The sequence below is a fragment of the Breznakibacter xylanolyticus genome (genome assembly GCF_003254275.1).
Lineage (GTDB): Bacteria > Bacteroidota > Bacteroidia > Bacteroidales > Marinilabiliaceae > Breznakibacter > Breznakibacter xylanolyticus.
In genome coordinates this window covers 16,454-38,674 of the sequence record NZ_QKZK01000008.1, presented here as the reverse complement: position 1 = coordinate 38,674, position 22,221 = coordinate 16,454, and the positions used below count along the sequence as shown (strand labels likewise).

Sequence of the window (22,221 nt, the reverse complement as noted above, 5' to 3'; positions counted from 1 at the left end):
GCCTCAATGCTTATAACCCCGCCGATGCCGGCACAACCCGCCCCACCGCTTTGCGTCCGGGACGGGCATCGGCAAGTGAAATTTCTTTTCGGATATCAACATACAGCTCGCGCAACTCGCCCTCGGTAAGTGAGCGCTTTAACATTTCAGACTGCTGCTTGAGACGAGCCAACAATTGATCGCACACCTCCTTGGTCATGGGCAGGTTGTGCTTGGCAAAAAAATGCACCAGGCTTTTGCATCCACTGTGTTTGCCAAAAACGAAGGGCTTCTCGGCCAGCCCCACCTTGCGAGCCTCAATAATTTGATAGCTCTGACGGTTGTTGTGCAGGCAATTGGTGTGTATGCCCGATTCGTGCGACAACACCATATGGCCGGTCACCGGCTTGGAAGCATGTAAAGGACGGTTCGACAGCCCGGCTACCAGCTGCGACAGGGGGGCGAACACCTCGGTTTTAAGCCCGCAACTGATGTTAGCGCTCAATTCAAAAGCCATCGCCAACTCCTCAAGGGCAGCGTTGCCGGCACGTTCGCCCAGCCCGTTGACGGTCACGCTCAGGCATTGCGCCCCGGCCAGGTAAGCCGTCAGAGCGTTGGCATTGGCCATGCCCAGATCGTTATGGGCATGAAACTCGATGGGGATGTGAGGATGCACGGCGCGCACCCCGCGAATAAGCATGTCGGTGGTGAGGGGGTTGAGAATGCCAACCGTGTCGGCCAGGCGGATGCGGGAGGCACCATGGCTGATGGCCATCCCAATGAAGTCGTTAAGAAAAGCCGGTTCGGCACGCGAAGCATCCTGGGCGCCCACCGTCACATAGTCGAAATACGAACGGGCAAAATCCATCAACTCTTTCATGCTTTGGGTCACCCATGCCCGATCTTTGTGCATGGCCTGCAACAACACCTCCGACACCGGAAACGACAAGTGTACCCCATGGGTGCCGCTGCGGGTGGCCAAACGTATGTCGCCCTTATTGGCACGACACCACGCCAGAGTTTTAAAGCCAAAATTCATTTTGCCCAACGCCCTAATGTCGTTCACCTCACGGTCGCCCATGGCCGGCGTTCCGATTTCAATCTCGGGAATACCAATGCGGTCGAGCAGGCGACAAATTTCAATCTTGTCGTTCAACCCAAACACCACACCCGGGGCTTGTTCGCCATCGCGAAGAGTGGTGTCGATAAAATAAGGGGCAGCGGAAGCAGTCATGGCAACAGATGTTACAAGTGGTCAAATCATTCATTAAAAGCCTTTGCGCTTGCGCGCGGTGCAAAGAACCGGAGCGAGAGAACTACGTTTAGCAAAACACTCCGTGGCGGTAGAGGAGAGAGAGAGAAATAAACAGCACCGGCGCAAGCCGCAAAGGCATCTGCTCAGAACAAGAATCAAGTGATCGTTTTCAGAGAGGAGCAGAAGAGAGTGTCTTTCAATTCGAGATCAGGTACTTTTCGCAAGGCTCGTTGTTTTCGAGGGCATCAAGGATTTCGTCGATGGCCTCTTCGCCGTTCACCTTGCCATACCAAAAGTTGTTGGGGTGGATGACAATTACCGGCCCTTCAGAACAGACGTTCAAACAAGCCGTGCACGACACAGCCACGTCAATGCCCCGGTCGGAACACTCCTCAGTAAGGTACTGCAGCAGGTTGGTTGCCCCTTTTTTGTTACACGCGCCTTGCGCATCGCCGGCAACCCGAAACGAGTTGCACACCAAAATGTGATAAGTTGGTTTTTTCATGACAGATAGATTGAATTATAAAATGGTATTTTTAGGCGGTAGAGACGCCATTTTATGGGGGGCGGTAGATACGCCATTAATGGCGTATCTACTACGCGCACCCCTGTGCATTTCCTTTGCATCCGCTTCCGCATTTAAAGGCATCGGGTTTGGCAATGCTCTTGATGGGTTTATTGTGATAAATGCCCTCGAGCCCCTCGTCGATAAGGCCGGTCATTTCAACCACGCGCACACCGCAGTTGTCGAGAATCGATCTGGGGGTTTCGCCCACGCCCGACACCAGCATGGCCCGGCAGTCACTTAGCAGTCGCGCCAGCTCCACCCATCGGGCATCGCCGCCACCGGCCTTGGGCGCCTTGCGGGTTTCGACAAACTGGAATCCCTTGGGCGACTGCTTAAAGATGTAGATGTCCCTCACCTCGCCCATGTGCATGTTCACCAGCAAACCTTCGTTGGTAGCCACGGCCACGTAGGGACGATCGGAAGCATCCACTTTGGGGCGCGAGGCGTACTCCTTGAGCAGCACATGGGTGTCGCTCAAATCCTGCCCCAGCAAGCCGGCCGCATCGGCGCGACAACGGGCGCAGTGGTTCATGGGCTTGAGGTATTCGCCGGCTTGCAGACGGGTTTTGAACACCATCTTGCTATCGGGCTTGGGCATGTCCTGAAACTCGGTTTCGGCCGTGGGGATGATGGGGATGCAGTTGATGACATCGGCTCCGAGCGAAGCGCAGTGTTTGGCCACCTCCACAATGTGATCCTCGTTGATGCCGGGCATGATGATGCTGTTGATCTTCACGGTGATGCCATGTGCCTTGAGCTTGGGGATGCAGGCCAGCTGACGTTCGAGCAGCAACCGCGCTCCTTCAACTCCGCGATACACCTTTTTCTCGAACCGCACCCAGCGATACACCTTAGCAGTGATTTCGGGGTCGATGGCGTTGATGGTGATGGTAACGTGAGTAACGCCTAGAGCGGCAATCTCGTCGATGTAAGGCTCCAAATTAAGCCCGTTGGTCGAGAGACAAAAGATTTTATCGGGGAACTCAGCCTTCACCAGCCGCATGGTCTCGATGGTCTCTTTGGGGTTGGCAAACGGGTCGCCAGGGCCGGCAATGCCAATGACCGAGAGGTTCTCAATGCGCTCGTCTAACGCCTTGAGGTACGCCACCGCCTGAAAAGGCGCCAGCACCGACGAGGTCACCCCGGGACGGCTCTCGTTGACACAATCGAACTTGCGGTTGCAGTAGTTGCACTGAATGTTGCACTGCGGCGCCACTGGCAGATGCACCCGGGCATGGGTGTGCTTGGCGCTCTCGTCAAAACAGGGGTGTTGTGCGGTGGTGGTTGTCATGGCTGTTGGTTTTAAATTTAATTTTCGAGTATCAAGTATCAAGATGTGAGTATCAAGCATCCTAAATCTCTACTAAATTCATCTTGCGTCTTGATACTTGTGTCTTGATACTTGTGTCTTATATCTCACATCAATTCACCTAAATGTATTTGTAAGCTACCGAAGCATGGTCTTGCTTGTATTCGATGATGGCGTTGACCACGCGGTCGAACAACTCCTGGGTGCCGCGGTAGCCGATGTGGTGTATGCGGGCAGCGCCAAAACGATCATGAATGGGGAAACCGATGCGCACCAGGGGGATTTGCAGCTCGCGGCTGATGTAGTAACCTTTGCTGTTGCCGATGAGGAAGTCGGGGGCAAGCGCCTTCACCTCTTCGCGGATGGAGGCGAAGTCCATGCCATTGACCACCCGGGTGTCGTTGTCGGTTTGCAGCAGCTTATCGACCTCACGCTTGAGCAAGCCGCTTTCGCCGCCCGAAGAGGCCAACACGGTGTGCACGCCAATCTCCTCGAAGAAACCCACCATTCCCAGCACCAGATCTTCTTCGCCGTACAGGGCTGCCCGTTTGCCAAAGACGTACTTGTGAGCATCCACATAGGCATCAATCAGGCGGCCGCGTTCCTTTTGATACTTCTCGGGCACAGGACGACCACTGAGGGTGGCCAGCGTGTCGAAAAACTTGTCGGAAGCATCAATGCCAATGGGCATGCGCATCTGATGGTTGGGCACGTCGAAGGCGCGTTGAAGATATTCGCCGGCGCTCTCGATGTGATTGGGTCCCTTGGTGCGCACGGCGCCTTTGTTGAACACGGTACCAAACTCGATGGTGGCCTTGGCTGTTCCGGTCATTTCGATGCGCCGCACCGGTGTGCCACCCGAGGGAATGAGCTGGTACTCGCGGGTGTGCACGTTATCGAGACTCTCGGAGTAATCGGGAAACAACACGTAGTCGATGCCAAAATCTTCGAGCACCTCTTTGAGATAGCGGAGGTCGGCCGGCGACACAAACCCGGGCAGAATGTTGATGTGCTCCCCTTGGGTTCCGGCCTGAGCCATGGCTTTGAGGGTGGCAGTGACGGTGTGATGAAAGCCATCCATGTGGGTACCGCAATAGCTGGGGGTGGAGGCGTTGACAAATCGGGGGATGTGCGTCCCGGCATTCACTTCGCCATACTCTCGGATCAGCCCGGGCACATCTTCCCCGATGGTCTCACTCAAACAGGTGGAAGCGATGCCCACCACATCGGGATGATATTGTGAGCGGATGTTATTGATGCCGGTGATGAAGTTTTTGTTGCCGCCAAACACGGTGGTCTCTTCGCTAAAGTTGGACGAGGCGATGTCCACCGGTTCTTTGTAGTGGCTGATCATGTACCGGCGAATGTAGGTGGCACAGCCCTGTGACCCGTGAATGAGGGGCACGCAGCCTTCGATGCCTTTGAATACCAGCGAGGCGCCCAGGGGAGCACACAGTTTGCAGGCGTTGCGGGTGGAGGTGTATGTGGGTTTCATATTTTTTTGTTTTTTTGATGGATAGAGACAGCCCATGGGCTGTCTCTACAATTATTTGGTGAATCGCCACACGGGGCTCATGGCGGTGGCGTATATCTCTTTGGCGAAATTCATCATGCCTTCGTAACCGGCCAGAGGCTCTTTGCGCTCGTGGTTGTGGTCGCAAAACCCGAGGCCAATTTTGTGGGCGATGGGTCGTTCCTTGACGCCGCCAATGAAAATGTCGGCCTCCTTTTCCTTCACAAAATTGGAGAGCTCCACAGGGTTGGAGTCATCGACAATGATGGTTCCCTCATCGCAGAGCTGTTTGATGAGCTCGTAATCTTCGGGGGTGCCGGTTTGCGAGCCCACGATGACCGACTGCACGCCAATGAGCCGCAGCGCTTTGATGAGCGAGATGGCCTTGAAGGCACCACCAACGTAAATAGCGGCTTTTTTGCCCTGCAGTCGCTCACGATACCAGGCCAGGGCAGGCATCAGACGCTGAAACTCGTCGCGGACGAGATCACGGGCTTTGTCCATCATTTCATCGCTTTTGAAAAAACGAGCCACATCGTAAAGGGCGTCGCTCATGTCCTCGATACCAAAGTAGGAGACACGCATGGAGGGAATGCCGTAGGTGTCCTTCATCATTTTTGCCAGATAGTTCATCGATCCGGAGCATTGCACCACGTTGAGGGCGGCGTTGTGAGCGTTGCGGATGGCATCGACACGGCCGTCGCCGGTGATGGTGGCATTGACGTGCACCCCCATTCGCTTGTAGTAATCGAGCAATATCCACAGCTCTCCGGCCAGGTTGAAGTCGCCCAGGATGTTGATGCTGTACTTAGGGGTGGGCAGATTAAGGGTTCCCACCAGGTTGAAAAGGGTTTCGCAGGCCACCTTATATCCATCCTTTTTTGAACCCTGGAATCCGGGAGCCTGCACAGGAAGCACGGGGATGCCTTTTTCACGGGTCACTTGTCGGCAAATGCGCTCCACGTCGTCGCCAATGACGCCCACAATGCAAGTGGTGTAAACGAAGGCGGCCTTGGGCTGGTACTTGTCGATGAGCTCGATGAGGGAGGCATAAAGTTTGGGCTCGCCGCCAAAAATGACTTCTTTTTCGTGCAGGTCGGTTGAGAAGCTCATGCGGTGCAACTCGGGGCCCGACGACATGGATCCGCGGATGTCCCAGGTGTAGGCCGCGCAGCCAATGGGGCCGTGAATGAGGTGCAGAGCATCGGCAATGGGGTACAGCACCACGCGGGAGCCGCAAAACACGCAGGCGCGCTGACTCACGCTTCCGGCCAGGCTGGGCTTGTTGCAGGCCACGGTGTCGGCGTTGATGCCGGCGTGTGACACTTGATTTTTTCTCTCGTTCAGAATGTAGCTCATCGGTTCACCCTCCTCTATCGTTGGTTTGACGATTGTATGACTGTATTGCGTGATGAAGGATATCTAAAAACCGTGCCACGCCTGGATTTTAACATTTACCACACACATAACCAACTGATGGTGTGCGGGATAATTTTCGCACCCTAAAACAGGGGCGTTGAAAAGGGGTACATCGGGGTGGGGTTATGGGGGGAATGTTACGTTTGGGTAGGATTGGGCGGGGGGGGGTAGAGACAGGGCATGCCCTGTCTCTACGATGACGATGACAATGACGATAACGACGACCGCCATTCCGACACGACGGCCAGCCGCAGACGTGCAGCAGGTCAAAATGCGGAATTTTAGGTCGCCGCAGACGTGCAGGAGCAAACCACGCGGAATTTTAGGCTGCTGCAGACGTGCAGGAGCTATCCACGAGGAATTTTAGGCTGCTGCACGTTTGCAGCAAAAAACGGAGGCGAAATTTCGGGTTGTAACATTTTTAGGGGGGCATTGCCGGCACGACATGCAGGTAGAGACAGGGCATGCCCTGTCTCTACGGACGAAACGGACAAAACGGACGGAACGCACAAAACCCCACCCCAACAAAACGTTGGGGCAGGGTTGAAAAAAACGCGATACAGAAGAGAGAGACTATAGTTGGAATTCGAATTTTTCCTCGGCGCATGTGCGGTCGCGGTGATCGAGCAGTGCGTTTAGGATGTCGATGGCCAGGTTGGTGGCGCCCACGTAGCCGGTTTTGGGGTTGAAGTTGTGTCCGGCACGGTCGGCGATGGGGAATCCCAGTCGCACGAAGGGGGTGTTCTCGTCGCGGGCAATGTACTTGCCATAGGTGTTTCCGATGAGCAGGTCGACGCCTTCTTGCTTAATCCACTGGTGCATGCGGAACATGTCGGCGCGTTCGCCGCTCATGAACTTAACCTCGGGGATGTCCTTGAGGATGGCGGCCATGCGCTCGTCGAAGGGTTTTCCGGGAGTTCCGGTGACGATGTACACGGGACGCATGTCCATGGAAACGAGGAACTCGCACAGCGGGATGAGGGTGTCGGGATCGCCCCACAGCGCCACGCGTTTGCCATAGAAGTGGCCGTGGTTGTCGGCAATGAAGTCGATGAGACGGCCGCGTTCGTCGGTGATGGCATCGGGCACGGGCACGTTGGCATGACGACTGAGCGAAGTGATGAATCGGTCGGTGGCCTTGAGGCCGATGGGGATATCGACCACTTCGAATTTAACCTTGCACTTGTTGTCGAGCAGGATGCAGGCATCTTCGGTGGTGTATTTGCCCAATCCGATGGAGAACTTGCTGTCGCCGGTGGCCACCATGTCGGGGATGGTGGTACCACCCTTGGGGTACATGTGGTGCTTGCCGTCGAGAGGCGCGTCGAGCACGTCGGACATGTCGGGGAACATGATGGTGCGGGCTTCCAGGACGTTGGCCATGCGTTTGATTTCGCGCATGTCGGCGGGTTCCATCCATCCGGCCACCAGGTTCACGACGTTGCGTTTTTTGGGCGTGGCCTTTGAGAAGAATTTGACAAAAGCGGTCACCTGGTTGGCGTATCCGGTGACGTGGGTTCCCACGTAGCTGGGGGTGTTGCAATAGATGACGTGCTTGCCTTCGGGTACCACACCGTCTTCGTGGGCTTTGGACACGATTTGGGTCATGTCATCACCAATGGTTTCGCTCAGGCAGGTGGTGTGGGCGGCAATGATGTCGGGGTTATAGACGGTAAAGATGGTGTCGATGGCCTGCACGAGGTTGGCCGAACCGCCAAACACCGAAGAGCCTTCGGAGAAGGAGCTGGTAGCGGCCATCACGGGCTCTTTGAAATGGCGGGTCAGGGCGCTTCGATGGTAAGAGCAGCAACCTTGCGAGCCGTGGCTGTGGGGCAGGCATCCGTGCAATCCTAAGGCGGCGTACATGGCACCGATGGGCTGACAGGTCTTGGCGGGGTTGATGGTAAGGGCCTGCCGGTCTATTTCTTTGGGGGTTGTGTGACGTAGTAGCATGGGAATGATGTTTTAAATTGTTTCAATTTTTTCTGACCCTGTCAGGGTTTCACACCCTGACAGGATGAGAAATATCAATAGACATAGGAAGCTTCCACGACTTCTTCGCGCTCCCAGGGGGCTTTGATTTCCTTGAAGATGGAGGTAGAAACCATCATGGCGATGTCGTTGTAAAAGTTCATGGCGCCTTGGAATCCGGCATAAGGGCCGCCCGAATCGTAGTTGTGCAGCTGTTTGAGAGGGATGCCCATTTTTTGCACAGCATACTTCTCTTTGATACCGGCACAGAAGATGTCGGGATGGTAGAGCTCGATGAGTTTTTCCATTTCGTAGTGGCTGAGGTCGTCAATCACCAGGGCTCCTTTGCCGATTTGAGCCATGAGACCGTTGTAGTCGTTGTATTCCACTTCGTCTTTGCCCAGGGCGTCTTCCATTTTCTTGAGGACATCGGGGGTCATGCGCTCCTTAAAGCGGGCTTCGTCTTTGGTGACAGTGATTTCCTCGATGTTGCGGCTGTCGGCATCAATTTGGATGGTTGGGATCACGCGGCGTCCTTCGTAATCGTCGCGGTGACCGAATTCGTAACCGGCCGAGAGGGTGGTCACGCCCAATTCTTCAAACAGATCCTGATAATGGTGAGCCCGCGATCCGCCTACGAAAAGCATGGCCGTTTTGCCATTGGTTTTGGGCAGCGCCACCTGGCGAGCGGCTTCAACAATTTTGAGTTCTTCGGCAATCACTTTTTCGATGCGCTCGGTGAGCTCGGGATCGTTGAAATAAGCGGCCACCTTGCGCATGGCCTTGGCCGATGCCTGTGCGCCAATGAAACTCACCTTGAACCAGGGTATCCCAAAGGAGGTCTCCAACATTTCGGCCACATAGTTGATAGAACGGTGACACATCACCAGGGTGAGGTCGGCCGTGTGAGCCTGCTCAAACGACGACACGGTGGAGTTGCCCGAGAAGGTAGAGACCAGCTCAACGCCGCATTTCTCAAAGATGCGTTCAATTTCGAAAGCATCGCCGCCAATGTTGTACTCGCCCAACAGGTTGACGCGGAACTTTGATTTGGGCGTGACGTTGTCGTCGTTGCCAATAAGGTTTTTGTACAACTGGTTGTTAGCAATGTGGTGACCGGCACTTTGTGACACACCGCGGTAACCTTCACACGAGAACCCAAAAATGTTGACCTCGTTGTTGAACTCCTCTTTCATTTGTCGGGCCACACGGTGCACATCGTCACCAATCAACCCCACGGGGCAGGTCGAAAAAATGGCAATGGCCTTGGGATTGAAGAGTTCGCGGGCTTCGCGGATGGCTTGTTTCAGTTTTTCCTCTCCGCCAAACACGATATTGCTGTCCTGCATATCGGTGCTGAAGCAGTAAGGGATGAAGTTGGCATCCTGATCGCTTTCTGTTTTAGTTTGGTTGCGTCGAGTGAGCCACGAGTAAAAACCGCAACCGATGGGGCCGTGCGTGATGTTCACAATGTCACGGGTAGGCCCGAGCACCACCCCTTTACAACCGGCGTAAGTACACCCGCGCTGGGTGATGATGCCGGGGATGGTGCGGATGTTGGCCTGAATGACCGGCATATTGTCGGGGTCGTTATTGATGATGGCCTTGGCCCGTTTTTTCCCCACTTTTTTGGGGTATTTATCCAGGACTGCGTCCTTAAAGGTCGTCAAGTCCACTTTCTTTTTGTCGCCCATAGTATTGTCCTCCTCAATTAATCAAGTGTCGAATCGCCTCGTTCGCCGGTGCGCACGCGGATAGAATCGGTGGCATTGACCACAATGATTTTCCCGTCGCCGCTTTTGCCGGTTTGATTGGCTTTAATAATGGTTTGCACGGCCAAATCTTTTTTGTCGTCGGTGACCACCAGGGTGATCATCCGTTTGGATTTGAGACGTGGCATGTCGGTGATGAGCTCGTGGTACTGGGCGCTCACTTCGGCAGCCTTTTCGAGGTCGCCGTGGCCGTTACCCCGCCCGAGCACCGACATGGCGGTGAAAGATGGGAGATCAACGGCCGAGAGGGCCTCCTTGGTCTCCTGCATCTTAGCGATGCGTATGATGGCAAGTATTAACTTCATGATGATAGATTTTAATGTGAAACTGATTTCTCGACACCGAGTTTTCAATGAACACAGAGGCACAGAGTTTTCAATGCCTGACACAGGAACTCCGATTCTCCCTCTGTATCTTAACATCTATTATATAACTCTTTTGAGTTATCTGCTTTGTTATTTAAACGCATGGCGCAACAAAATAACTCAGCGCCTTCGCGCCTTTGCGTTTATTCTGACTCTGTGTTAAGCCCCACACCAAGACTCCCCGCTGGTTAAATTTCCTTTTTACCGCTTGAGATGGTGTATGACTCTACCACCGGAGTGACAAAGATTTTACCGTCGCCAAACTGACCGTTCTCGCCCGAGCGAGCCGCATTCATGATGGTTTCCACCACAAAGTCCTTGTCCTTTTCGTTAATCATGATCATCAACAGGTCTTTGGGCAGTTCGTCGTAGGTGACGTTGCCAACCTTAAGACCACGCTGCTTACCGCGACCAAACACGGAGCTTTTGGTTACCGCCGGAAAACCGGCATCGAACAACGCTTTCATCACCACGGGTGATTTTTCGGGACGTACAATGGCTCTTAATAAAAACATAGGGTTTCCTCCTTTTACTTTTTATGGACAATGAATTGATGATTGTGAGGGAAGACGATGATTGGCGCGGAAAACAGACAGAGAAGATAAATCAAGAATAGAGCATCCGTTTTTTTGTCTTGTCCGTCTGTCCGGAACCCAATCATCGCTCTTCGCCGTTTGTTAGTTCATGATACCAAAGTCGATGAGCAACTTCTCAAGTTTCTCGATGGACAAGGGGTTTGGGATAACGTGCATGGTGTTATCGTTGATTTTTTTAGCCAAGGCACGGTACTCGTCGGCCTGCGGATGGGCGGGAGCATGGTCAATTACGGTTTTACGGTTGATTTCGGCGTGCTGCACCATGTTGTCACGTGGCACGAAGTGAATCATTTGGGTTCCCAACTGTTTGGCAAACTCTTCAATCATGTTGGCTTCGTTGTCCACTTTACGTGAGTTGCAGATGAGTCCGCCCAGACGCACATCGCCTACTTTTCCAAACTTGGCGATAGATTTGCAGATGTTGTTGGCAGCATACATGGCCATCATCTCACCCGAGCAAACGATGTACACTTCCTGAGCTTTCCCGTCGCGGATTGGCATGGCAAAACCACCGCACACCACGTCACCCAATACGTCGTAAAACACGTAGTCGAGTTGTTTGTCGTCATCGTAAGCGCCCAACTGTTCCAGCAGGTTGATGGAAGTGATGATACCACGACCGGCGCATCCTACCCCCGGCTCAGGACCACCCGACTCAACGCAGCTGGTGTTGCCAAATCCTTTTTTGAGCACATCATCCAGGTCAATGTCCTCGCCTTCGTCGCGCAGGGTGTCCAAAACTGTTTTTTGAGCCAAACCGCCAAGCAACAGACGGGTGGAGTCAGCCTTGGGGTCACAACCCACTACCATCACGTTTTTTCCCAATTCAGCCAAACCGGCCACTGTGTTTTGAGTGGTGGTACTTTTCCCGATACCGCCTTTCCCATAAATTGCAATTTTTCTCATGTTTTCCAGTTTTTTAGTTGTTTAACCTGACAAGGGTATAGAAACAACCATGCCAAACCGAAATACACCTTTTCAAATTCACACCACCCCATCATCAAAGGGGTTCTTTTTCAGATTTATATGTTTTTTATCAAGAATGATTATAATCTAATGGGGGTACTAAGGGATTTCAAACCTTTACAAATATGTACCTCCCCGGGGGGTGTCCTACATTAATGTAGCTTTACAAGAGAAGTTTGGCACGGTATTTTTTGGCATCATCGGTCATTTCAAGTTAATTTCAACCAATCACCCTTATCAATACAGGGTCAAGTGCGCAATAGACACACATTTACCACACATTACCCCCTCACAAACAAGAGGGCACCCCCACACAAACACACCGCCATCCTGTTTTCGGTATGCCATTTGCATTGATGCCCTCACAGGCTTTCCCCTGACGCATCATTCACCTACTAAAACGCACAATTATGGAAACACTCACCACAGACCTCGAAATGAAAAAACTGGCCACCGACTGCATAGAATATGCCAACGGCTACTACATGGCTCTGCTGCGCGGCCTCACCAGCTCCAAACGATTCAACAACGATTTGCGCTACAACATGGCCGTGATGTGCGTTGAGAAATACTTCGTGGGTCTGCTGGCCAGCTACGACCAACACGCCGAACACCACATGCCGCAAGCCCTGTTCAACGAAACTAAAGCCGTGGAGCCCGAACTGACCGACACCATGAAACAAACCTGCATTTTGGTGGGCAAATTTGAAGCCATCTGCTCTCTCGAAGGCTTTGGCTACCGCACCCCCACCGATGCCGACATCGAACAAATGATCACCGGCATTGGCGAAATAAAAGCGTTGGTCGAAAAAAGAATAAATTCATTGGGTTAATTGCATTGATGGTTCAAACCTTCGGGGTTTTAAAAACCCCGAAGGTTTAAACCAAATCAACAACAAAAAAAGGGTGCCGCATGCGGCACCCTTTTTCAACGGCAAATATTCAAACATTCATATTAAAAAAAGCGCACACCAAAAGTATCCTCCTGCCCGTTCATCAACAGCTCAAACTGCCCCTTATAAGTGATAGATGCGGCGTTAAGCTCGGCCGAAGCATGCAGACTGGCCATCAAGGCCACCCGATTGGCCTCATGACAGTCGGCATTGAAATAGCAAAAATAGGCACGGGTATCCAGCGGGTCGAATTGCAGGATGAAGACGGCATTTTCGGCAAACACCAAATCGTCGTAAGCATAAGCCACATCCAGGCTGGTGGCATCTTTGATGATAAAGCGAACCTTGTCGAGGTTATTAAAGCGAACCGGTTGCCCCGAAAGGGGTGCGGCAGATAATGTGTCGTGTATCATGAGAGTTGATTTTAATGGATGGATGGATGGCATTCATCTAAAAAGGCTGAACCAAACCTCGGTCTGCTTCACCGAGTCGGCCTGCTCGTAACTTTGACACTTAAAAAGCATCACATTCACGGCCTCATCGAACTCAAACTGCGAGAAGGCCATTTTTTGGCCGGCCAGCATGGCCAGCAACTCATCTTTGCTTTTGCAGGCATAGCAAGCCTTGCGCAGCGACTTGTTGGTTTCGACATTCTTAATGAACGTCATGGCATTGGCAATGGACATGGTGAAATGGTTTTTAAGGTGGTTCAATCAGTTTTTACAGTCGGCCGACCGGCAGGTACTGCAGGCGCCGCCACATGACGAAGCATTGAGCATCGCCGCGTTCATATTGAAAATGGGCAGACACTCACGATTGAACAACTCGAGATTGAGAAACAAGTTGTCGCCCATCGACTTGAACACCGAGAAACCACTGCGCGTAAGCACACTCAAAGCCATGGGCTGCACCGATCGGGTGATGATGTGAGTCATTTGGTTGCGTGCCAGCTCGGGCAGCAGCTCGCTCATGTCCTGACTGATGGAGCGCTTCTCGAGCCACACCACATCATTGTCGTGCGTGTCGTAAATACAGATGCACTCGGTTTCGCTAAAACCATCGGCAATGGTGTATCGCTGGGCATTTTTGTCGATGACGGGAATAACGACTTTCATAATTTCGTGCTTTAGGGTTACTGATGCCGATAAAACAAACGCCGTACCACAACACACTAACACCTGAATGTCTACCACTTAACAAACACCCCCTCATCTTACGCACTACATTTAGGTAGGGAAAAATGAGTAAAAATGACGGGGAGGGGGGAAAGGAGGAAAGTAGCAAAGTGGCAAAGGAGGAGAGTGCAAAAGAGAAGCAGCAAAGGAAGAAAGCGACAAAGTGCCTGAGGAAAGAAGTGCAAAACAAACCTAATAAAGCAATTAAAGACGAAACAAACCCAAAGTCCCCCTTCAGGGGATTTAGGGGGGCTTTCAGGGGACTTTGCTTCACTACAGCACCTTCTGCCAAAAATACATTCTGGGCTCACACTCATCAAACCCCAGGCTGCGATAGAGCGACTGAGCCACGAAATTGTCGTCGCGCACTTCGAGGGTCACCTTGCAATAGTCGCGCTCGGCGGCAATGTCGATGATGCGCTGCATCAGTTGCCGTCCCAACCCCTGACCACGATAACGGGTATCCACCACAATGTCGTGCACATTGATGTAGGGTTTGACCCTAAAGGTGGAAAAATTGATAAAACATGTGGCCATGCCGGCGACTTGATCATCAACCGTGACAAACAACACAAACGACGCCGGATGATTGGCCAGCCCATCTACCAGGCGCAGCTGTTGAAGTTTATTGAGTGGCTCGGCCCCGCCCATGGGGTCGGCCATGTAGTGATTGAGCATGCGCGCCAGCTCTTGCAAATGCGTGGGATTTTCGTAGTCGCAAAACAGAAAGTCAATGAGGGGCATTGTGTAGTTGTATTAAGATGGGAGTATCAAGACATAAGTATCAAGACGCAAGACTTTATAGCATCATCCCGAGCCTGGAAGAATGGCAAAGGTAAGATTCATTCAACATCTGAAAAAAGCATTTAGACAAATAGTCAGATGAATTGTCGCCAGATGAATTGCCGCCAGCTTTAGCCGGCGGACACAAAAAATCAGCCCCCCTCCTCGATATGTTTGGTCTTGAAGCGCTTGGGGTCGATGTCATATTTTTTGATGCGGATGCCCATCATTCGCTCAGTGATGCCCAGCAGGGTGGCGGCCTTCACCATGTTGCCCTTGGTCGACACCAGGGCGTCGATGATGATTTGCTTTTCGTGTTTCTCGAGAATCATTTCCAGCGTTCCGGTTTCGCCCGTCTTGCTCGATGCGGCCGTTTGCAGCGTGGGCGGCAGGTTGTGCGCCCTGATGACGCCATCGTTGCACAGAATGCAAGCTCGTTCAACGCAGTTCTCCAGTTCGCGGATGTTGCCCGGCCAGTGATACACCATCAGCATGTCGATGGCCATAGAAGTGATGCGCTTGATGTTTTTGCCGTGACGTTTGTTGAATTTGTCGATAAAGAAATCGGTGAGCACGGGAATGTCGTTGATGCGCTCGCGCAACGAGGGCACATACAACGGAAACACGTTGATGCGATAATACAAATCCTCGCGAAACTCTCCGCTGGCAATGAGCTTTTCGAGGTTGCGGTTGGTGGCGCAGATGATGCGCACATTCACCAGAATGGGCTTGGTGCTGCCCACGCGCTCAATTTCGCGCTGTTGCAACACCCGCAACAGCTTCACCTGGGTGGAGAGGGGAATCTCGCCAAATTCGTCAAGGAAAATGGTGCCACCATCGGCCGCTTCAAAACGACCAATGCGCACGTTGCTAGCACCCGTAAACGCACCCTTTTCGTGCCCAAAGAGCTCACTCTCGATCAGGTTCTCGGGCAATGCCGCACAATTCACCTTGATGAACGGCATGGCCTTGCGCGTGCTATTATAATGAATGGCATCGGCAATGAGCTCCTTTCCCACCCCACTCTCGCCGCGAATGAGCACCGTGGCATCGGTGGAGGCCACGCTGTCGATGAGTGCAAACACCTCGTTCATCTTACCCGAGTTGCCCTTGATGTAGTCGGGCTTGATGCGCTCCTTAAGCTGACCGCGCAACTGGCTGTTCTCCGAGCGCAGCTGCTCCATCTCCTCGGCATACTCCTGCTTGCGTCGCACGGCACGACCAATCATCGACCCCACAATTTTGAGCAAACGGGCATGTTCGGCATAAGCCTGCAGCCGCCTGTAGGCCTTATGAAAACTGAGGGTGCCAATCACCTCATCTTTATAACGAATGGGCACACACACAAACGATACGGCCACCCCATCGACCGAGGTGGGTGAGTGCGTGCGATTGAGAAACAGTTTGGAATCGGCAATACTGGGAATAAACACCGTTTCGCCGGTTTTAATCACCGACCCGACCACCCCCTCGCCCAGCTTGTAAATTACTTCGGCGGTTTCGCTCTCGGGGATGCCATAAGTGCCCTCGATAAAGATGCGGGCGCTCTCGCGATTGAGGATGGTTAAAATCATCCGCTCGGCCATGATGTGTTGCCCCAACAGCCCGATGACCCGGTTCAGATCAATCTCCTTATTGCTCAGCAAATCGCTAAACTCGAGCAAGAGGTTCAACTCCTTCACCCCATAACAATTCTCATCAACAGGTTCAAAAAAATCGGGCATGATTTACAATTTTAATGCTTTTAACTTTCTTTTACTTTCAAAAAGAAACTCTACATCACAAAACTATATCAAATCAAAACAACCCCACCACCACACCCGGGCTTTATGGGAAATTTATAATGATTTTAGATTACACCCCCTCAAAACACACATCTCCACCCAAAAAAAACACGCCTCATACCCACCCCACCTCAAACCATCCATCAAAAACCAATTATCTCCCATTCCCCCCCATGTCGCACATCCCACCGCAGCATCAAAAACCCACAAAAATGTAGACAGGCCCAAAAATCCTACCTATACGTAGCATGCACCGTCCACTTAGTTCCACCACATACACTACCACGCCATTCATTTCATGACAGTTAAACAAAAAGGCACACCCTTTGAAATACATTCATCACCACCTCAAGGACTCCACTAATGAGCGCCCCACGTGTAAACCCAACATCGCCCCACCATGAATGCACACCCCCAGCCCCTCACCCCCCCCGGCACCAAACGACAAGCCTTTAACATGGATGGCTCTATCACCATCTACTGCAAAGACGAACTGTTGATGGGGGCTACACAATATCGGTTGCTCAACCAAATTGTTGTGGACGGCTCCATCAATGCAGCGGCTCGCAACCTCAAAATGTCGTACCAGCACGCCTGGACGCTCATCAACCGCATGAACCACCTCTCGCCCATGCCCATTGTGCTGCGGCAAAAAGGCGGTCGCGACGGCGGCGGATGCCAACTAAGCTCTTACGGGCTGCGACTGCTCAACACCTACGCCCAAAAGGAAATTGAACTGATGGAATTCTTCAGGGAATGCAACCGGCAACTCAACAACTGCCTGTTTTCATAACAGGCAACATTCATCAATGACCCAACGGTCATTTTTTTTCATCATTCGTTATTCTGTTGGGTTGATAACGGGGGCATTGCGTTGCGGGGGGTGTAGAGACAGGGCATGCCCTGTCTCTACGCCCCAAAAAACAAAACAAAAACCATCAAACATGAAAACCATCATCACCATCATCCTCATCGCCATTGGGATAACCACCCAGGCACAAAAACTGAACATTGCCGCAGCGGCCAACCTCAAATTTGTGTTGGACGACATTAAAACCGCCTACCTGGCTGAACATCCCAAAACCAACATCCTGATTACCTATGGCAGTTCGGGCAAGCTGTCGCAACAAATCCTCAACGGGGCGGCCTTCGACCTGTTTATGAGCGCCGACACCGACTTCCCCGCCAAACTCAAACAACGTGGCGCTACGGTGGGCGATGCCATCATTTACGCCAAAGGCAAACTGGTGATGTACAGCACCACCCTGGATGTAAGCAAAGGACTGGCACTGCTGGATGATACCCGGGTGAAAAAAATTGCTGTGGCCAATCCCGACGTGGCCACCTACGGCACCCGCACCATCGAGCTGTTCACCGCGCAAAACCTGATGACACGCCTGGCCGGCAAAATTGTGTATGGCGAAAACATTACCCAAACAGCACAATTTGCCTACACGGGCAACGCCGAGGTGGGTTTCATTGCCCTATCGCTGGCGCTCTCGCCCGAGATGGCTGCCAAGGGTCGCTATTACCTGATTGACACGTCGCTGCACTCCCCCATCGAACAGTCGCTGGTACGCATCAAAACCCCGGTGGCCAACCCCGAGACGCAACGATTTATTCAATACGTGCTCTCCCCGAAGATGAAGCCCCTTTGGGAAAAATACGGCTACACCACGCCTCACTAATCACCCCATTTAAACCCCCACCGCATGGACACTGCATTTGTCGACACCCTTGCCCTGACGGGTCAACTGGCCCTGCTCACCACCGCCATCCTGCTGGTGGTGGGCATGACGGTGGCCTGCCTGCTGGCGTTTTATAACTTCCGCCTCAAACCGCTGGTTGAGGCACTCATCAGCATGCCCATGGTGCTGCCCCCCACCGTGCTGGGCTTTTACCTGCTCACGGCCTACAGCCCCGACCATGCACCCGGCCGTTGGCTGCAACAGCAGTTCGACATTCGCTTGGCCTTCACCTTCGAGGGAGTGCTCATTGCCAGTGTCCTGTTTAGCCTGCCCTTTATGATTCAGCCCCTGCAAAACGGGCTGGCGGCACTGCCCGTGAGTCTGCGCGAAGCCGCCTACACACTGGGAAAATCGAGACTGACCACCTTCTTCAGGGTCATCCTGCCCAACATTAAGCCGTCGCTCATCACCGCCGTGGCCATGACTTTTGCCCACTGCATTGGCGAATTTGGCGTGGTGATTATGGTGGGGGGCAACATGCCGGGCGAAACCCGCGTGGCCTCCATCGCCATTTACGACGAGGTGCAAACCCTCAACTTTGCCGGCGCTAACCGCTACTCACTGGTGCTCTTTGTGGCCTCGCTGGTGCTGCTCACGGTTATTTACAGCATCAACGCCATGCACAAAAAAGAGAATCGTTAATCAATGCCGTTTAGTGAAGAGAAAAAGATGTCAGACAATGAAACAGATGATGAGATCAAAACAGATATATAAATCCGTTCTCTTCGTCTCTTCAGTCTAATCTATCTGTCTTTGGTCTAATCATCTTCTTGTCTCATCTATGAATCGCACTAACTCAACGACATTGAATCGTTAATCCCCATCCCTCACTGCTATGCTACACATCGACATTCACCGAAACATGATGACCTCCGAGGGCATTCGCCCGCTGAGGATTTGCGAATCCATTGCCCCCCACAGCCTCACGGCACTGTTTGGCCATTCGGGATCGGGCAAAACCACCCTGCTGCGCATTTTGGCCGGCCTCACCCGCCCCGATGCCGGGCGCATCGAATTCAACGGCACAGTGTGGTTCGATGCCGGGCGGGGCATCCACCTGCCCCCGCAGCAACGCAATGTGGGCTACATGTTTCAGGACTACGCCCTGTTTCCCAACATGACGGTGCTCGAGAACATCCGCTTTGGCCAGCGCACACCCCACCTACCATCGGCGCAACACCTCATCGACTGCTTTGAACTGGGGGCATTGGCCAATCGCAAGCCGCATCAGCTCTCGGGTGGACAAAAACAACGCGTGGCTCTGGCTCGTGCTCTGGCCTCGCAGCCCCACCTGTTACTGCTCGACGAACCCCTGTCGGCCCTCGACTACGACATGCGCCTGTCGCTGCAGGACGAAATCGCCAAAGCCCACCGCCTGCTGGGCACCATCACCCTAATGGTGAGCCACGACCCGGCCGAAGTGTGCCGCCTGGCTTCGCACGTGCTGCACCTGCGCCAGGGAAGAGTCATTAACCGAGGGGCGCCGGGGGAAATATTTGCGATGAACGAACTTGGGAGGCAGCAATACAGGTTGGCGTGAAGAGGGGCAGAAATTCACCTCCATCTGTATGAAAGACAACACCTCCCGCTCGCCACAACGCCTTTTGATTTTTTGACACATTGATTCAAAAAAAAATTCACAAACAACAATTGTTTAATATTTAATCATTTTCTTTACATGACTTAAAACCACCACAATACCCTTATTCGATTGCCAATGATTGACGCATTAAAGCAGGCAAGAAATCTCATTCTGCATTGCCACAACGACATTGCCTGCATGAAACAGGCAGTCGACACGATGTACCGGGTTTACACATCACTATCGCCGGTCACCATTACCGATCAAAACGACGCCAATATTTATCTGCCATCGGGCAAGGCCATTTCCCCATCGCAAGCCGCCCATTGTTTGTTGGAGATGAAGCGAACGGCCATCTTCCTCAGGGGCATCCACCAGGCCATTGCCCATCAGCTTTCCACTCATGCACATCGCCCCATCAGGGTGTTGTATGCCGGCACAGGGCCCTATGCTGCTCTCATCACCCCGTTACTCATTGATTTAAATCCCCGGGAACTAACGGTCGATTTAATGGACATCAACCCGGTATCATTGCAATCGACTGCCGATGTACTGATGAAACTGGGACTGAGCGGTTTTGTGGGCGAAGTGCACCTGGCCGATGCATCGACCTATAAGTGAAGCACCCGTACGACCTGGTGATTTCCGAAACCATGCAGGCCGCCCTCAAAAAGGAGCCACAGGTGGCCATTATGCAAAATCTGATTCCACAGATGCCTTCGCATGGCATTTTTATTCCACAACGCATCACCATTAATGCCATTCTTTCATCGCGGGGGAAATGGAATGACGAAACCTACACATATGATAATGTGGTGCGCATCCCTTTAGGCGAAGCCATGCGGGTTGATGCCAATCATTTGCATCACTTTACGGCCTCGCTATCGCTGCCCGCTTTACCCTGTGATGCCAATCTGTTGCAGTTACACACCTCCATTGATGTGTACAATGGGCATAAGCTGGGCGATGGTGACTGCTCACTCAATATGCCCCTAAAAGTGTGTGACATTACCTGTCAGTGGGGACAAATGCTCCATTTTTGGTATGAACAGGTCGATTTGCCCAATGTTGTCATGCAAGTAGAAGGAAGCACCGAAGTGATGGAACTCTCCGGACAAAAAGAAGTTTTTTACTTTAAATAAAATCAATTGTTAAACCTTTTTAATTCAACAAATCATGGATGAAGCTTATCTTGGAACAATCGTACTTTTTGCAGGCAATTACGCCCCAATGGGATGGATGTTTTGCGATGGTCAAATACTGAATATTAATCAGTATAATGCGTTGTTCTCACTCCTTGGGACTACTTATGGTGGTAACGGAACCACCACATTTGCCTTGCCAGACCTTCGTGGAAGAGTACCTGCCGGACCTCGCCAGGGAAATGGCTTAATACCCATCAATTTAGGTCAGGCATTGGGATCAAACACCATTACCTTAACAACCTCTCAGTTACCGGCGCATAATCACCCATTAAATGCCAATGCCAGCGCAACCGGGCGAAACATAGTGCCGACCCCTCAGAACAACTATTTGGCACCGAATCAGGATACCAGTGGCAATTATGCCGCAACAGCCGATGTGCAAATGAATGCACAGGCAATTGGTATTGCAGGAACAGCGACACCCGCACCCGTTAACAACATGCAACCCACCCTGGGTCTCAACTATATTATTTGTTGCCAGGGGCTTTACCCGGCACGTCCTTGATTTCATTGACTGGCACACTCTTTATGGTTTAGTGCCACTTCTTAGGTTGGGAAGCCCTTGTACATACCTTCCTTTGAACTATTTTATAATTCATTTATCTTAAATCTTTTCAATTATGGAAGATGCTTTCGTTGGATCAATCGTACTTTTTGCAGGCAACTTTGCCCCTGAGGGATGGCTTTTTTGCGACGGTCAATTACTCCCTGTTAATCAATATCAGACATTGTATGCAGTAATAGGTGTTACTTACGGTGGTGATGGAAGAAACACTTTTGCCTTGCCTGATCTTCGGGGAAGAGTGCCTGCCGGACCTCGCCAGGGAACTGGATTAACCCTCATTAATTTGGGAGTGAAAACAGGCACCAACACCAATACCTTAACAACCGCTCAGCTACCGGCGCATAATCACCCATTAAATGCCAATGCCAGCGCAACCGGGCGAAACATTGTGGCGACCCCTCAGAACAACTATCCGGCACCTAATCAGGATACCAGTGGTAATTATGCCGCTACTACCGATGTGCAAATGAATGCGCAGGCCATTGGTGCCACCGGAACCGGTGCTCCTGTCAACAACATGCAACCCACCCTGGGTCTCAACTATATTATTTGTTGGCAAGGTCTTTTCCCGGTAAGACCTTAAAAGGAGTCTTTTATCAGATAATATGATGAAGGATGGGGCGATATTTGTTCAATTAGTTCAACCCATCCGTTCATTTTTGAGTTATTAATGATATTATTTACCATATAATCAGTAAAAATGAAAGACACAACTACTTCTCAACAGTTCAAATCTCCCGGGAATCAAAATCATCATCTCCCGGGGTGTAACA

At 52.1% G+C, this 22,221-nt stretch carries 24 protein-coding genes; 9 read left to right on the top strand and 15 right to left on the bottom strand.

All coding sequences use genetic code 11. The features are described from left to right. Positions 1-10: 10 nt before the first annotated feature. From LX69_RS06250 to nifH, 10 genes are all read right to left on the bottom strand, one after another. On the bottom strand, positions 11-1,213 hold the full coding sequence (locus LX69_RS06250) for a homocitrate synthase/isopropylmalate synthase family protein (protein WP_111444977.1): 1,203 nt from the start codon (positions 1,211-1,213) through the stop codon (positions 11-13). 217 nt (positions 1,214-1,430) lie between these two features. Then, a complete protein-coding gene (locus LX69_RS06245; protein ID WP_111444976.1) occupies positions 1,431-1,739 on the bottom strand; it encodes a (2Fe-2S) ferredoxin domain-containing protein in 309 nt (102 codons plus the stop codon). Positions 1,740-1,830: 91 nt separating this feature from the next. Next, positions 1,831-3,093, bottom strand: coding sequence for a nitrogenase cofactor biosynthesis protein NifB (nifB, locus tag LX69_RS06240; protein ID WP_111444975.1), 1,263 nt, complete (start codon positions 3,091-3,093; stop codon positions 1,831-1,833). A 139-nt stretch (positions 3,094-3,232) separates the two neighbouring features. Next, positions 3,233-4,606, bottom strand: a complete 1,374-nt coding sequence (locus LX69_RS06235) for a nitrogenase component 1 (protein ID WP_111444974.1) — start codon at positions 4,604-4,606, stop codon at positions 3,233-3,235. A gap of 51 nt (positions 4,607-4,657) precedes the next feature. Then, positions 4,658-5,983: a nitrogenase iron-molybdenum cofactor biosynthesis protein NifE gene (nifE, locus tag LX69_RS06230; RefSeq protein WP_111444973.1), complete on the bottom strand. Its 1,326-nt coding sequence runs from the start codon at positions 5,981-5,983 to the stop codon at positions 4,658-4,660. A gap of 633 nt (positions 5,984-6,616) precedes the next feature. After that, the gene (locus LX69_RS06225; protein ID WP_111444972.1) at positions 6,617-7,996 is read right to left on the bottom strand and encodes a nitrogenase component 1; all 1,380 of its coding nucleotides are present in this window, start codon (positions 7,994-7,996) and stop codon (positions 6,617-6,619) included. Between the two features lie 74 nt (positions 7,997-8,070). Continuing rightward, positions 8,071-9,708: a nitrogenase component I subunit alpha gene (locus LX69_RS06220; protein ID WP_111444971.1), complete on the bottom strand. Its 1,638-nt coding sequence runs from the start codon at positions 9,706-9,708 to the stop codon at positions 8,071-8,073. 17 nt (positions 9,709-9,725) lie between these two features. Beyond that, the gene (locus LX69_RS06215; RefSeq protein ID WP_111444970.1) at positions 9,726-10,091 is read right to left on the bottom strand and encodes a P-II family nitrogen regulator; all 366 of its coding nucleotides are present in this window, start codon (positions 10,089-10,091) and stop codon (positions 9,726-9,728) included. 248 nt (positions 10,092-10,339) lie between these two features. After that, on the bottom strand, positions 10,340-10,666 hold the full coding sequence (locus tag LX69_RS06210; RefSeq protein WP_111444969.1) for a P-II family nitrogen regulator: 327 nt from the start codon (positions 10,664-10,666) through the stop codon (positions 10,340-10,342). A gap of 162 nt (positions 10,667-10,828) precedes the next feature. Further along, positions 10,829-11,653: a nitrogenase iron protein gene (nifH, locus tag LX69_RS06205; protein WP_111444968.1), complete on the bottom strand. Its 825-nt coding sequence runs from the start codon at positions 11,651-11,653 to the stop codon at positions 10,829-10,831. A 470-nt stretch (positions 11,654-12,123) separates the two neighbouring features. Between nifH and LX69_RS06200 the strand changes: the two genes are divergently transcribed. Beyond that, the gene (locus LX69_RS06200) at positions 12,124-12,546 is read left to right on the top strand and encodes a hypothetical protein (protein ID WP_221621291.1); all 423 of its coding nucleotides are present in this window, start codon (positions 12,124-12,126) and stop codon (positions 12,544-12,546) included. Positions 12,547-12,668: 122 nt separating this feature from the next. On the opposite strand, the gene LX69_RS06195 is transcribed toward LX69_RS06200, so the two are convergent. From LX69_RS06195 to LX69_RS06175, 5 genes are all read right to left on the bottom strand, one after another. Next, the gene (locus LX69_RS06195; RefSeq protein ID WP_111444966.1) at positions 12,669-13,019 is read right to left on the bottom strand and encodes a hypothetical protein; all 351 of its coding nucleotides are present in this window, start codon (positions 13,017-13,019) and stop codon (positions 12,669-12,671) included. Between the two features lie 33 nt (positions 13,020-13,052). Then, the gene (locus LX69_RS06190) at positions 13,053-13,292 is read right to left on the bottom strand and encodes a Nif11 family protein (protein ID WP_146260654.1); all 240 of its coding nucleotides are present in this window, start codon (positions 13,290-13,292) and stop codon (positions 13,053-13,055) included. Positions 13,293-13,319: 27 nt separating this feature from the next. Further along, positions 13,320-13,721: a hypothetical protein gene (locus LX69_RS06185; protein ID WP_111444964.1), complete on the bottom strand. Its 402-nt coding sequence runs from the start codon at positions 13,719-13,721 to the stop codon at positions 13,320-13,322. 333 nt (positions 13,722-14,054) lie between these two features. Further along, the gene (locus LX69_RS06180; RefSeq protein WP_111444963.1) at positions 14,055-14,525 is read right to left on the bottom strand and encodes a GNAT family N-acetyltransferase; all 471 of its coding nucleotides are present in this window, start codon (positions 14,523-14,525) and stop codon (positions 14,055-14,057) included. Between the two features lie 191 nt (positions 14,526-14,716). Then, a complete protein-coding gene (locus tag LX69_RS06175) occupies positions 14,717-16,288 on the bottom strand; it encodes a sigma 54-interacting transcriptional regulator (protein ID WP_111444962.1) in 1,572 nt (523 codons plus the stop codon). A 460-nt stretch (positions 16,289-16,748) separates the two neighbouring features. Here LX69_RS06175 and LX69_RS06165 point away from each other — a divergent pair, with 460 nt between their 5' ends. The 8 genes from LX69_RS06165 (at position 16,749) to LX69_RS06130 (ending at position 22,031) form a co-directional block, all read left to right on the top strand. Then, the gene (locus LX69_RS06165) at positions 16,749-17,141 is read left to right on the top strand and encodes a winged helix-turn-helix domain-containing protein (protein ID WP_111444960.1); all 393 of its coding nucleotides are present in this window, start codon (positions 16,749-16,751) and stop codon (positions 17,139-17,141) included. A 151-nt stretch (positions 17,142-17,292) separates the two neighbouring features. Further along, entirely contained in the window at positions 17,293-18,036 is a 744-nt protein-coding gene (modA, locus tag LX69_RS06160; RefSeq protein WP_111444959.1) for a molybdate ABC transporter substrate-binding protein, read from the top strand. 24 nt (positions 18,037-18,060) lie between these two features. After that, positions 18,061-18,738 (top strand): molybdate ABC transporter permease subunit, encoded by a 678-nt coding sequence (gene modB / locus LX69_RS06155; protein WP_111444958.1) that lies wholly within the window; start codon positions 18,061-18,063, stop codon positions 18,736-18,738. 220 nt (positions 18,739-18,958) lie between these two features. Beyond that, positions 18,959-19,636: an ABC transporter ATP-binding protein gene (locus LX69_RS06150; RefSeq protein ID WP_221621290.1), complete on the top strand. Its 678-nt coding sequence runs from the start codon at positions 18,959-18,961 to the stop codon at positions 19,634-19,636. A 177-nt stretch (positions 19,637-19,813) separates the two neighbouring features. Then, a complete protein-coding gene (locus LX69_RS06145) occupies positions 19,814-20,299 on the top strand; it encodes a hypothetical protein (RefSeq protein ID WP_111444956.1) in 486 nt (161 codons plus the stop codon). Continuing rightward, positions 20,296-20,820 carry an SAM-dependent methyltransferase gene (locus LX69_RS06140; RefSeq protein WP_111444955.1) on the top strand — a complete coding sequence of 175 codons (525 nt, stop codon included), beginning with the start codon at positions 20,296-20,298 and terminating at the stop codon, positions 20,818-20,820. Before LX69_RS06145 ends, LX69_RS06140 begins: the two co-directional genes overlap by 4 nt. A 34-nt stretch (positions 20,821-20,854) precedes the next feature. Further along, on the top strand, positions 20,855-21,388 hold the full coding sequence (locus tag LX69_RS06135; RefSeq protein WP_111444954.1) for a phage tail protein: 534 nt from the start codon (positions 20,855-20,857) through the stop codon (positions 21,386-21,388). Positions 21,389-21,503: 115 nt separating this feature from the next. After that, positions 21,504-22,031, top strand: coding sequence for a phage tail protein (locus LX69_RS06130; protein ID WP_111444953.1), 528 nt, complete (start codon positions 21,504-21,506; stop codon positions 22,029-22,031). Positions 22,032-22,221 lie beyond the last annotated feature (190 nt).